Here is a 12,357-nt window from a genome sequence, read left to right as displayed (position 1 = left end):
GTAGCGCGGGCGCGCGGCGTTTTATGGGGTCATGCGGGGAAGCGGCTCAAATCAGCAGAAATAGCGCACTTCACCAAAGAAATTCATCCATTTGGCAATCACTTCATCGCTTCGTGCTTCGATGATGGCCATGATGTTTCGCAGAACACGGGGCGGAATGTTGGAATTGTTGTGGCACAGATAGCATTTCCCGGCCCGCGTGATCCAGATCTTGGTCGCGTTGCTGCTGGGAGCACCCTGTGAAACATGAACATGAATGGGTTCCAGCGGATCATTTTCGTTGGCCCAGAAGTAGACCCAGTAGGAGCCGATCTTAAAAACCTGCGGCATTTTCCACCCCTCCTTCCTGGGAAAACTGCAGGATCAGATGTGCAGTGGATTCCAGGAACTTCTGGTAGCGGTCGATCTCAGCAGGGGTGAAGCCGCTGACATCCTCCCAGGTATAATCCGGCAGATAGCAGACCGCAGAGTGGAAACAATCCTTCTCGTCGGGCTTTTCGATGTAGACCTTTACACGGTGGTCTGGCTGCATCTCGGAATGCACGATCTCGGTGTTGTCGTCCAGTGTCATAAACGGGTACATCATAAAAACACCTCTGTGGATATGATTGCGAAAAGGGGAAGGGAGATCACCCGTTCAGCTTTTCAATGGCAGCCTTGACACGGGCAAGGGTCGTCTCGCGGCCCATCATGCAGGCAAGGTCGGTGCCGCCGCCGGGGGTGCGCTGCTTGCCGGAAAGGGCAATGCCCAGCGGGTAGAGCAACCAGCCGTTCTTCTTGCCCAGCTCTTCGGCCTTGGCCTTGCAGGCGTTGAATACAGTGTCGCGGTCAGAGAAGTCCAGGCTCTCGTCGCTCAGCAGAGGCAGCAGGGCTTCCAGTGCCTCCCGGGCGGTCTCCGGGGTGGTCTTCTGCTTCTTGTTGGTGTACAGGCTCACATCGTAGTCGGGCATTGCGTCAAAGAAGTCCAGCTGCTCGGGGATCTCGCCCAGCACCTCACAGCGGGGCTGCAGGTTGGCGCAGAGCAGCTTCTTGTCGATGGGGGTGTGCACGGCCTGATCGATCCAGGGCTCGGCCTTCTTCTGGAACTCCTCAGGGCTCAGGCGGCGGATATACTCCGCGTTGATGGCCCGTAGCTTGAGGGGGTCGAAGATGGCGGGGGACTTGGAGATGCCGTCCGGGCTCCAGATCTTGATGAGCTCTTCCAGGCTGAAGATCTCCTGCTCGGCGTATTCGCCCTTGGGGCTCCAGCCCAGCAGGCAGATGTAGTTCATCACGGCCTCGCTCAGGTAGCCCTTGGCCACCAGATCCTGATAGCTGGCATCACCGTTGCGCTTGGACAGCTTGTTCTGTGCGTCCTTCATCACGGGCGGGCAGTGGATATAGGTGGGGATCTCCCAGCCAAAGGCCTGATACAGCAGGTTGTACTTGGGGGTGGAGGACAGATACTCGCTGCCGCGGATGACATGGGTGATGCCCATCAGGTGGTCGTCCACAACGTTGGCAAAGTTGTAGGTGGGCATTCCGTCGGTCTTGATGAGGATCTGGTCGTCCATCTCGCTGTTCTCGACCTCGATGTGGCCGTAGACCACATCGTCAAAGCCGGTCACGCCCTCCTTGGGGATCTTCTGGCGGATGACATAGGGCACACCTGCGGCCAGACGCTGCTTGACCTCCTCCTCGGGCAGGTCGCGGCAGCAGCCGTCGTAGTGGGTCATCTCACCGTTGGCGCGCTGCTCGGCGTGCAGTGCCTCCAGCCGCTCCTCGGTGCAGAAGCAGTAGTAAGCCTTGCCCTCTGCCACCAGCTGCTCGGCATACTGCTTGAACATGCCCATCCGCTCACTCTGAACGTAGGGGCCCACAGGGCCGCCGATGTCCGGGCCCTCGTCCCACAGCAGGCCGGTCTCCCGCAGGGTGTTGTAGATGACATCCACAGCGCCCTCAACGTAACGGCCCTGGTCGGTGTCCTCAATGCGCAGGATGAAGGTGCCGTCCTCGTGCTTGGCCATCAGGTAGGTGTACAGCGCGGTGCGCAGGTTGCCAACGTGCATGTAGCCGGTGGGCGAGGGGGCAAAACGGGTGCGGACTTTATTGCTCGGCATAAAAAAACGCTCCTTTATATTTACAGGCAAAAAATTGCGGATCGCTACCTTTTAGTTTAATCGCTGTGCGCTGTTTTGTCAACGAATCGGCCGCAGATTTGGCAGAATGGGCGTTTGGAAGCAAAAGAAAAATCTTTTTGTCGAAACCGCGCGCAATCATTGACGAATGATTGGAAATTTTGTATACTGAGTGGGAGAGATGGCACAATTTTCCTTTGAAGGCTCTGAAGGAGAGATCAGGGCCGGGAGAAAATTGGGAAATGGCTGTCTGAGGTGTAAATGACAAAGGAGAAGAAAAAACTATGAAGAGTACCGGAATCGTCCGCGGCGTTGACGGCCTGGGCCGTATCGTCCTGCCCAAGGAGCTGCGCACCAGCATGAAGCTGGACAACGATGCCAAGCTGGAGATCTTTGTGGAGGGCGATGAGATCATCCTCAAAAAATACCGCCCCACCGGCAGCTGCGATTTCTGCGGCGAGGTGGACGACAACGCCATCCAGTATGCAGGCTACTGCATCTGCACCTCCTGCCGCAAGAAGATCGGCAGCATGAAAAAATAAAGCGGAGAAGGAGGGCAGCCCATGAGCCAGATGATCGACTTTACCCTGCCGTCCTGCCAGCCGGGGCGGACGCTCCACGCGTTCCGCTGTGTGCCGGAGGGAGAGGTGCGGGCGGTGCTGCAGCTCTCCCACGGGATGGTGGAGTTCATCGACCGCTATAAGCCGCTGGCCGAGAACCTGGCCGCCCGGGGCATCCTTGTCACCGGCAACGACCACCTGGGCCACGGCGGGTCCATCCGCACCAAAGAGGATTACGGCTACTTCGGCGAACCCGACGGCAACCGCGCCCTGCTGGAGGACTTGCACGCCGTGACGACCCTGACAAAGCAGCTGTATCCCGGCGTGCCCTATTTCCTGCTGGGCCACAGCATGGGCTCGTTCTACGCGCGGCAGTACCTCTGTGAGTGGGGCGATGAGCTGGACGGTGCCATCATCATGGGCACCGGCTACCAGCCCAAAGCGCTGGTGCAGCTGGCCAGGACCATCTGCCGGGTGCTGGCCGTGTTCCATGGCTGGCACTACCGCAGCAAACTGGTGGCCAGACTTTCGTTTCTGGGGTACAACAAGGGGCTGGAGGGCCGCACGGCCCACGACTGGCTCAACCGTGACCCGGTGGAGGTGGACCGCTACCGCGCCGACGAGCGCTGTACCTTTATCTTTACCCTGAACGCCTATTACAGCATGTTCAGCGGCATCCTGCGGCTGTACGACCCGGCTCTTCTGGCCCGGGTGCCCAAGGATCTGCCCCTGCTGTTCCTGGCAGGCGATGCCGACCCGGTGGGCGAACAGGGCGCAGGCGTGAAGCGGGCGGTCAAGAGCCTGCTGGATGCCGGTGTGAAGAACATCGAGGTCAAGCTGTACCCCAGCGCCCGGCATGAGCTGCTGGTGGAGCTGAACCGCGAAGAGGTCTTTGCTGACATTGGTGACTGGCTGGAACGCCGGCTGTAAAAACACGAACACACAAAAACAGAACCGCCGCCCGGAAATTTCGGGCGGCGGTTCTTTGCACACACGATCAAAAAGGAGAAGGGAGGAGAGTTTTTGTCAGAGCATGGGGGACAGGGGGATTACTCACTGCGGACGGCTGCGAAGCCTGCTTCCAGATCGGCGATGATGTCATCAATGTGCTCGGTGCCGATGGACAGGCGGATGGTGTTCTGATAGATCTGCTGCTCGGCCAGCTCCTGCTCGTTCAGCTGGCTGTGGGTGGTGGAGGCCGGGTGGATGACCAGGCTCTTTACGTCTGCAACGTTTGCCAGCAGGGAGAAGATCTTCAGGTTGTCAATGAACTTGAAGGCTTCTTCGCGGCCGCCCTTGATGTTGAAGGTAAAGATGGATGCGCCGCCGTTGGGAAAATACTTCTCGTACAGGGCGTGATCCGGGTGATCGGGCAGAGAGGGGTGGTTGACCTTTTCCACCTGAGGATGGTTTGCCAGGAATTCGACCACCTTCCTGGTGTTCTCCACATGGCGCTCGATGCGCAGGCTCAGGGTCTCGGTGCCCTGCAGCAGCAGGAATGCATTGAACGGGGAGATGGTGGCACCGGTATCGCGCAGCAGGATGGCGCGGATGTAGGTAACGAAGGCAGCAGGGCCTGCGGCATCGGCGAAGGAAACACCGTGATAGCTGGGGTTGGGATCGGCGATATTGCCGAACTTGCCGCTGGCTTTCCAGTCAAATTTGCCGCTGTCCACGATGATGCCGCCCAGGGTGGTGCCGTGGCCGCCGATGAACTTGGTGGCGGAGTGGACCACGATGTCTGCGCCGTGCTCGATGGGGCGGATCAGGTACGGGGTGCCGAAGGTGTTGTCGATGACCAGCGGCAGGCCGTGCTTGTGGGCAATGGCGGCGATGGCATCAATGTCGGGGATATCGCTGTTGGGGTTGCCCAGCGTCTCCAGATAGACGGCCTTGGTGTTGGGCTGGATGGCGTTCTCCACTTCGGCCAGATCGTGAGCGTTGACAAAGGTGGTGGTCACGCCGAACTGGGTCAGGGTGTGCTCCAGCAGGTTGTAGCTGCCACCGTAGATGGTCTTTTGTGCCACGATGTGGTCACCGGCCTGTGCCAGCGCCTCGATGGTGTAGGTGATGGCGGCAGCGCCGGAAGCAGTGGCCAGAGCAGCCACGCCGCCCTCCAGAGCAGCGATGCGCTTCTCGAACACGTCCTGCGTGGAGTTGGTCAGGCGGCCGTAGATGTTGCCTGCATCGGCCAGACCGAAACGGTCAGCGGCGTGCTGGCTGTTGCGGAACACATAGGAAGTGGTCTGGTAGATGGGCACGGCGCGGGAATCGGTTGCGGGATCGGCCTGCTCCTGGCCAACGTGAAGCTGCAGGGTCTCAAATTTATAGTTAGACATAGTAATTAACCTCTCTATCTGTACTTAAAGTATAATTCTGACGCATAAAAAATCCCGGTCACTGACACCATTTCAGTGCACCGGGCAAAATTCGGGTTTAGCGCTTTGGCAGCTTTGCCATCACATTCGCACACACATTCGGTCTGCAGAGGGCAATGCACAGCGCTCGGTCCCATATTCTGCCCGGGTGGTGTACATTCGCCCACAACGGAAGTTCGCGTGGAGCAGATTTTTCCAGATCAGCGTCATTTTGGTGCCCTCCTTTCAACGATTTTCCCAATCCTCTACGACCCCGGGGAACTTGATTTCAATTTCCCACTAGGTTTGTGGATTTGTTGTCTGGATTATATCCCCATTTACCCAGATTGTCAATAGGTTTATTGCAAAAAGGTTGGAAATTTTCCGCAGGGGTCTATTTTGCGAGGTTTTGAAGATCCCGCCCACCATAAACAATACGAACGAGAGTTACGGTACGGGTGCTTTGATCGATCAGGTAGAACAGCAGAAAATTCTCCACGGTAAACCTGTGCATCCCCATGCTCTGCCACGGTTCCCAGTCCACAACAGGGTACCGCCCGGGCAGGGCATCCAGTGAGCGAGCAGCCTTGCGGATGCGGTTGACCAGTTTTTGGGCGGTAGCTGGCTCTTTGAGCGAAAATGCGACATAGGAGTAGAGATCCCGCAGGTCGTCCAACGCCTGCGGTGCGTAGCGGACCGTATAAGCGCTGCTCATATTCCAAACTCCTGATACAATGCGGCATCGACTTCATCGGCAGAAAAACTTTTGCTATTTTGCAGAGAGGCGACTCCCTTTTGCAGCTCGGTATCCAACTCAGTACGGCTCATGCCACCCACAGCAGTGGGGGTGGCAGGGGGAAGATGCAGGTCGAGCGGGAGCCCCCGGGTCAGGACGATCTGGCGGTAAAGCATCTGGATGGCGCTGGATGGGGTAATGCCCAGTTGAGCAAGGATATCCTCGGCGCTTTCTTTCAGGTTGGTATCAATGCGGGCATAGACGGCGGCGGTGTTAGCCATAACGATCACACTCCTTTTTTACAGTATAACGCAGATTGCTTGCAAATGCAATCGGTTGCAAGCCAAAATAAATGCGGTGTTTTGCGTTGACGGGAAAACGGGGATGCTGTATACTAAGTCTATTCTTTATTCTTGTAAAGGAGGGCGGGCAGATGAGCATTGGGCCAAGTATGCCGCTGCGGCTGGAAAAGCCGGAGGGCATCGACCTTGCACAGGCGGCGCGGTACTTCGGGGCCCGGGGCGGCGCGGACGCGGCCACCCAGGCGCTGCTGGAAAAATGCGCCGTGCCGCTGCTGGCGGCGGCCACGCCCCGGGCGGTCTGGCTGGAGGCCGACCCCGACAGCCTGACAGCGGCGGGGATCCTGGCGGGGGAAGATGTGGCAAAGCATCTGGAAGGCTGCACCGCCGCCCTGCTGCTGGCCGTAACGCTTGGCCCCGGTGTGGATGCCCAGATCCGCCGGGCCGGTGTGGGCGATATCGCCGCCGGTGTGGCATCGGATGCGCTGGGCTCCGCGCTGGCCGAACAGGCTGCGGAGGCCGCTGAGGCTGAGCTGCGCCAGTGGGCTGCCCGGCAGGGCAAGTATCTGACGGGGCGCTATTCCCCGGGCTACGGGGACTGGCCCCTTGCCGTGCAGCCGCTGTTGGCGGCCGCGCTGGACACCGCCCGCCGCGCCGGGCTCTGTGTCACGGAAAACAACCTGATGACCCCCCGCAAGAGCATCACGGCCATTCTGGGGGTCAGCGATCACCCGGTCCGGGGTCATCTGGCGGGGTGCGGGCACTGCGTGCTCCGCACCCGGTGCGAATATAGAAAGAGGGGAATCACCTGTGCAAGCGAATGAACTGTTTGACCGGCCCAATACCATCCTGCTGGATGGCGGCATGGGCACCATGCTGCAGGCTGCGGGCCTGAAACTGGGTGCCCGCCCCGAGGAGCTGAACATCACCGACCCGGCGCTCATCGAGAGCATCCATGCCCGGTACGCTGCCGCAGGCAGCCGCATCATCAATGCCAATACCTTTGGCGCTTCCGCCCACAAGCTGGCGGGCAGCGAGTACACGCTGGAGGAGATCATTGCGGCGGGCATTGCCAACTGCAAGCGGGCCTGTGCCCCTTACGGTGCACTGGCTGCACTGGATGTTGGCCCCCTGGGGGAGCTGCTGGAACCCAACGGCACCCTTGCGTTTGAGGATGCCGTGGCAGAGTATGGCCGCATCGTCCGGGCGGGCGTGGCCGCCGGGGCTGACCTCGTGTTCCTTGAGACCTTTACCGATCTGTATGAGCTGAAGGCCGCCCTGCTGGCCGTCAAGGAGAACAGCAGCCTGCCCGTGCTGGCCAGCATGAGCTTTGAAGCAGGCGGCCGCACCTTTACCGGCTGCACGGTCGAGAGCTTTGCCGCCACCGCCCGGGGTTTGGGGGCCGATGCCGTGGGCATCAACTGCTCTCTTGGCCCCAAGGAGATCTTCCCCATGGCAAAGCGGCTGACCGAGGCCCTGCCCGGCAGCTTCCCGGTGTTCGTCAAGCCCAACGCAGGCCTGCCCCGCGCCGATGGCTCGGGCTACGATATCACCCCGCAGCTCTACGCCATGCAGATGAAGCCCTACCGGGAGCTGGGCCTGTTTGCTGCAGGCGGCTGCTGCGGCACCACCCCGGAGTTTATCCAGCTGCTGAACGGCGTGTTTGCCGATTGCAGGCCGGGCCGCCCCGACCACCCCATGAAGTCGGTGGTGTGCAGCCCCATGGACTGCGTGGATGTGGACGGCATCACGGTGGTGGGTGAGCGCATCAATCCCACCGGCAAAAAGCGGTTCCAGCAGGCCCTGCGGGAAGGGGATATGAACTATGTGCTGGAACAGGCCGTGAGCCAGACCGAGGCCGGGGCCCAGATCCTGGATGTGAACGTGGGTGCGCCCGGCGTGGATGAGCCTGCCCTGATGGAACAGGTGGTCAAGGCCCTGCAGAGCGTGGTCAGCCTGCCATTGCAGCTGGATTCCTCCCATGCAGAGGCGCTGGAACGGGGCCTGCGGGTCTACAACGGCAAGCCCATCGTCAACTCGGTGAACGGCGAGGTGGAAAAGCTGAACACCATCCTGCCCCTGTGCAAAAAGTACGGCGCGGCGGTGGTCGGCCTTGCCATTGACGAGCGGGGCATCCTGCCCAAAGCCGAGGACCGCGTGGCCATTGCCCGCCGCATCCGGGACGCAGCACTGGCGGCAGGCATCCCGCAGGAGGACATCTATATCGACTGCCTGACCCTGACGGCCAGCGCCCAGCAGGAGGATGTGCTTGCCACGGTGCAGGCCCTTCACGCCTGCAAGGAGGAGCTGGGGGTGCGCACCATTCTGGGCGTGTCCAACATCAGCTTTGGCCTGCCCTGCCGCTCCTACCTGAACACCACCTTCCTCACCATGGCCATGTATGCCGGGCTTGACCTTGCCATTATGAACCCCTCCAGCGAGGAGATGATGGCAGCGGTCTACGCTTACAACGTTCTGACCAACCGGGACCCGCAGAGCACGAAGTACATTGAGCGGTATGCCAACCGGGTGCCGGCCTCCGCCGCACTGGTGCAGGCTGTGCAGAATGCCCAGACCGCCCCGGCAGCAGGCGAAACACCGGAGGCCGCCGGCCCCTATGCCCCCTTGATGAAGGCGGTGGAAAAGGGCTTGAAGGGCGAGGCAGCTGTCCGCACCCGGGCGCTGCTGGAGGAAAAGGAGCCGCTGGAGCTGGTGGACGAAGCCCTCATTCCGGCGCTGGATATCGTGGGCGCAAAGTATGAAAAGGGAACCCTCTTCCTGCCGCAGCTGCTGCAGGCGGCCACCGCCGCACAGGGGGCCTTTGAGGAGATCAAGACCGCCATTGCCCAAAAGGGCGAGGGCAGCGCCAGCAAGGGCCGCATCGTCATTGCCACCGTCAAGGGCGATGTCCACGACATCGGCAAGAACATCGTCCGGGTCATCCTGGAAAACTATGGCTTTGAGGTCATCGACCTGGGCCGTGACGTGCCGGTGGAAACGGTCGTGAATACCGTCCGGGAGAAGGATGTGCATCTGGTGGGGCTTTCCGCCCTGATGACCACCACCCTCAAGAGCATGGAGGAGACCATCCGGGCCCTGCACGATGCCAAACTGGACTGTAAGATCATGGTGGGCGGCGCTGTGCTGACCCCCGAATATGCAAAAAAGATCGGTGCCGACTGGTACGCCAAGGATGCCAAGCAGAGTGCCGATATTGCCAAGGAGTTCTTTGGCGTATAAGTTGGGACATTAAGAGAAAACGACCCTCTCCGCATTGCAATTCCCGGAGAGGGTCGTTTTTTGCTTACTTTTTGATCCAGTTGTCTACTGTACTCACCAGAGCCCTGCCCCGGCGGCCCAGGAGCTTGGGCAGGAGCATCCGGGCCATGGCCCAGACACCTGCAAAGTTGAACAGGATGATGGCGGCGGTCAGGAGGCCTGTCCACAGGCCGTAGAGCGGGGGCTCGGCCAGCAGGAGCAGGGCTTCGCCCGCCAGCACACCGAAGTTCACCGCCACCCGGCCCGGGTGGATGGACATACCGATCATGTTGTGGGCATCCAGCGCACGCAGCACGAACACGATGCCCAGACCGAAGAAGGAAGCCACCGTTGCGCCGATGGGCCCCCACCACTTGATGAAGAAGTAGTTCATAATGCAGTTGCTCACGGCACCGGCCAGCATGGTCCACAGGCTGTGGGTGGACTTTTTGTTGACAACGTATGCGCTGTTGAGGAACTGGTTGAAGCAGCTGCAGGTGGAAGCCAGCGTCAGGAAGGGCACAAAGTGCCAGGCGTAGTAGTAGTTGGCCTTCATCACATGCATGACCGGGCGGCAGAGCCAGATAATGCCCGCTGCACAGCAGAACAGCACCGAGGAATAGGTGCGGAAGATCTTGGTAAAGAACCGGGCGCGGCCCTCCTCCTCGGTCACGGCAGAGAGCTGCCAGGCATCGTAAAAGATCAGGCCCAGCGTAGTCAGGATGGTGGGCAGGAAGTAGCCGGTGGAAAGCAGGCCGCTCCAAGCGTCGCCGCTGTGGCCGTCCAGCCCGCCGCACATCTCGCGCACGAAGAACAGGTCCGATGCGTTGATGACCCAGAAGCTGATCTGGGCCGGGATCATGGGCAGGGAAAAGCGGAGCATCTGCTGCCAGAGATCCCGGTTCAGGCCCTTGAGCTCCACATAGTTCCACAGCCTGCCGGTGATGCAGAGGAAGAGCACGCTGACCAGGTCACCGCTGATGATGGCCAGCAGGTAGCCGTTGGCACCCCAGTGGAAGCCCACAAGGTAGAGCACATAGAACATCAGGGTGGCAAAGGTGCACAGGATGCCGTCCACGGCCACCAGCTTGTTCCACTGGCGGCTGCGCACGAACTGGGTGCAGAGGGTGCGCAGGCAGCTCATCAGGACGTAGATGTAGATGAGAAAGCCGTACTGCGCCATATCGGGCAGGAACTGCGCCACAGGCCAGCAGAGGATCAGGATGCCGAAGCCCCCCAGAATGGTCAGCAGGCCGTTGGTGAACACCTGCTTTTCGCTGTTGCCCTTGTCCAGGCCAAAGCGAATGATGGCGTTGGACATGCCCATCGAGACAAAGGGGATGAGCAGGTTTGCATACTGGCTCAGGATCTTCGCCAGGCCCAGATCGGCGATCTCGGCCATGGCGTAGGTCAGGAACGGCTGCACCAAAAGGGTCAGCAGCTTAGACGAAAAGCTCGAAATGGCAAAGATAATGGTGTTTCCGGCCAGCTTTGAATATTTGTCGCCGCCGGAGGTCTTTTTTTCACTTTCCAAGGGTCGAACCCCTCCTGTTGATTTTTATCACAAGGTTTATTTCAATAAAGCCCGCCGTTCTTTCCAGTCCGGCAGCAGCTTTTCCACCTCGGCCCAGAAAGCCGGGCTGTGGTTGGGCTGCAGGAAGTGGCAGTACTCGTGCACCACCACATAGATCTGTGCGGCGGGCGGCATATTGTAGAGCTGCAGCGCAAAGGTGATCTGCCGCCGTTTCATGTAGCACACGCCCCACCTGCTGGTCATGTCCCGCACCCTGATGGTGGGCTTCTGCCCGCCCAGCACCCCGGCAAAGGCCGGGTAGACCTTGTCGCTCATGGCGGTAAAACAGGCCAGCGCCTCCGCCTGGGAGGGCAGGGGCTGGTCATTCCGGGCGTTCCGCCGCAGCTGGCGGGAGACCGCCTCCCGGATCCACTGGGCCTGCTCTGTCACAAAGGCATCGGCAAAGCCCACCGTGTAGGACCACGGGATGCTCACGGCCACGGTGCCGTCCCGCCGGATGTGCAGGTTGAGCCGTTTGACCTTTTTGCGGGTCAGCTCATAGGGAATGCCTGCGGCGGTGCGCCGGGTCACTTCCGGCTTGCGCTGCGGCATTTCAGCCAGTCCTCCACGGGCAGCTGGGCCAGGACCACCGCTGCAAAGATGAGGGTGCAGCCAAAGACCTCCCGCATGGAAAGGCTCTGGTGGAGCAGCAGCCAGCCGCCCAGCGCGCTGAACACGCTCTCCAGACACATGATGAGGCTTGCAATGGCGGGGTTTACGTCCCGCTGGCCCAGAATCTGCAGGGTGTAGGCCACGCCGCTGGACATCACGCCGCAGTAGGCCAGCGGGAGCCAGTTGACCCCGAACTCGGCCAGGGTGGGATTCTCGAACAGGAGGGCGGCAGCGGTGCTCTCTACGGCCACCACAAAGAACTGCAGCAGGCTCAGGCGGACACCGTCCACCTGCGGGGCAAAGTGGTCCACCGTCATGATCTGAAAGCTGAACAGCACGGCGCAGGAAAGCAGGATCCAATCGCTGGCCTCAATGCCGCCAAAGCCGTTTTTCATGCAGAGCAGATAGAGCCCGCCCACGGCGATGACCATGCTCAGCCAGAGCCGGGCACTGCCCCGCCGCCCCAGAAACAGCCCGAACACCGGCACCAGCACCACATACATGGCGGTCAGGAAACCAGCCTTGGCCGTGGAAGGGTTGAGCGTGATGCCGATCTGCTGGGCAGCGGAGGCCGCAAACAGCAAAGTGCCGCAGCAAAGCCCCGCCGTCAGCAGATGTCTGCGGTCGGCAGGGGCTTTGGGCCAGCCATAGGCTGCGCCGTGCCTGCGGTGGAGGGCATCGAAAGCGCGGACGGTGGGCAGCAGCACCAGCACCGCCAGCCAGCTGCGCCCGGCCAGAAAGGAATAAGCCCCCATGCCGGAGCCTGCGCTCTGGGCCACGAACGCCGTGCCCCAGATAAAGGCGCAGAGCATCAGCATGAGAGAGTGTTTTGTTTGTGTGTTCAT

13 protein-coding genes are annotated in these 12,357 nt (G+C 60.5%); 4 read left to right on the top strand and 9 right to left on the bottom strand.

Annotated elements, in window-relative coordinates; genetic code table 11:
- Positions 1–51: 51 nt before the first annotated feature.
- From ACKXGA_RS08715 to gltX, 3 genes are read right to left on the bottom strand one after another with little or no spacing between them, the layout of a single operon-like run.
- Positions 52–330, bottom strand: coding sequence for a DUF4160 domain-containing protein (locus tag ACKXGA_RS08715; protein WP_097771336.1), 279 nt, complete (start codon positions 328–330; stop codon positions 52–54).
- Complete coding sequence (locus ACKXGA_RS08710) at positions 314–586, bottom strand: hypothetical protein (protein ID WP_097771335.1); 273 nt, start codon at positions 584–586, stop codon at positions 314–316. Before ACKXGA_RS08710 ends, ACKXGA_RS08715 begins: the two co-directional genes overlap by 17 nt.
- Before the next feature lie 43 nt (positions 587–629).
- Positions 630–2,099 (bottom strand): glutamate--tRNA ligase, encoded by a 1,470-nt coding sequence (gltX, locus tag ACKXGA_RS08705; protein ID WP_097771334.1) that lies wholly within the window; start codon positions 2,097–2,099, stop codon positions 630–632.
- A 302-nt stretch (positions 2,100–2,401) separates the two neighbouring features.
- Between gltX and ACKXGA_RS08700 the strand changes: the two genes are divergently transcribed.
- A complete protein-coding gene (locus ACKXGA_RS08700) occupies positions 2,402–2,659 on the top strand; it encodes an AbrB/MazE/SpoVT family DNA-binding domain-containing protein (protein WP_097771333.1) in 258 nt (85 codons plus the stop codon).
- A 21-nt stretch (positions 2,660–2,680) separates the two neighbouring features.
- Entirely contained in the window at positions 2,681–3,607 is a 927-nt protein-coding gene (locus ACKXGA_RS08695) for an alpha/beta fold hydrolase (RefSeq protein ID WP_097771332.1), read from the top strand.
- Positions 3,608–3,726: 119 nt separating this feature from the next.
- Here the strand turns inward: ACKXGA_RS08695 and ACKXGA_RS08690 are convergent, their stop codons facing one another.
- The 3 genes from ACKXGA_RS08690 to ACKXGA_RS08680 form a co-directional block, all read right to left on the bottom strand.
- On the bottom strand, positions 3,727–5,016 hold the full coding sequence (locus tag ACKXGA_RS08690; RefSeq protein WP_423729297.1) for an O-acetylhomoserine aminocarboxypropyltransferase/cysteine synthase family protein: 1,290 nt from the start codon (positions 5,014–5,016) through the stop codon (positions 3,727–3,729).
- Positions 5,017–5,428: 412 nt separating this feature from the next.
- On the bottom strand, positions 5,429–5,749 hold the full coding sequence (locus ACKXGA_RS08685; protein ID WP_215696971.1) for a type II toxin-antitoxin system RelE/ParE family toxin: 321 nt from the start codon (positions 5,747–5,749) through the stop codon (positions 5,429–5,431).
- Positions 5,746–6,051, bottom strand: a complete 306-nt coding sequence (locus ACKXGA_RS08680; protein WP_249259535.1) for a type II toxin-antitoxin system RelB/DinJ family antitoxin — start codon at positions 6,049–6,051, stop codon at positions 5,746–5,748. The genes ACKXGA_RS08685 and ACKXGA_RS08680 overlap by 4 nt, the downstream gene beginning before the upstream one ends.
- Positions 6,052–6,203: 152 nt before the next feature.
- Here ACKXGA_RS08680 and ACKXGA_RS08675 point away from each other — a divergent pair, with 152 nt between their 5' ends.
- Positions 6,204–6,893: a vitamin B12 dependent-methionine synthase activation domain-containing protein gene (locus tag ACKXGA_RS08675; RefSeq protein ID WP_098924220.1), complete on the top strand. Its 690-nt coding sequence runs from the start codon at positions 6,204–6,206 to the stop codon at positions 6,891–6,893.
- Positions 6,880–9,309, top strand: a complete 2,430-nt coding sequence (locus ACKXGA_RS08670; RefSeq protein ID WP_423729296.1) for a homocysteine S-methyltransferase family protein — start codon at positions 6,880–6,882, stop codon at positions 9,307–9,309. The genes ACKXGA_RS08675 and ACKXGA_RS08670 overlap by 14 nt, the downstream gene beginning before the upstream one ends.
- A gap of 64 nt (positions 9,310–9,373) precedes the next feature.
- Here ACKXGA_RS08670 and ACKXGA_RS08665 read toward each other — a convergent pair whose 3' ends face one another.
- Genes ACKXGA_RS08665 through ACKXGA_RS08655 form a run of 3 tightly spaced genes read right to left on the bottom strand, consistent with a single transcriptional unit; the run spans position 9,374 to position 12,357 of the window.
- Positions 9,374–10,861, bottom strand: coding sequence for a lipopolysaccharide biosynthesis protein (locus ACKXGA_RS08665; protein WP_423729295.1), 1,488 nt, complete (start codon positions 10,859–10,861; stop codon positions 9,374–9,376).
- 36 nt (positions 10,862–10,897) lie between these two features.
- On the bottom strand, positions 10,898–11,452 hold the full coding sequence (locus ACKXGA_RS08660) for a M48 family metallopeptidase (protein WP_097773212.1): 555 nt from the start codon (positions 11,450–11,452) through the stop codon (positions 10,898–10,900).
- On the bottom strand, positions 11,428–12,357 hold the full coding sequence (locus ACKXGA_RS08655; RefSeq protein WP_423729294.1) for a DMT family transporter: 930 nt from the start codon (positions 12,355–12,357) through the stop codon (positions 11,428–11,430). Before ACKXGA_RS08655 ends, ACKXGA_RS08660 begins: the two co-directional genes overlap by 25 nt.

Source organism: Faecalibacterium hominis (ex Afrizal et al. 2022) (genome assembly GCF_049545105.1).
GTDB lineage: Bacteria > Bacillota > Clostridia > Oscillospirales > Ruminococcaceae > Faecalibacterium > Faecalibacterium duncaniae.
The sequence above is the reverse complement of the archived record's forward strand: the minus strand, read 5'-3'. Positions and strand labels throughout refer to the sequence as shown.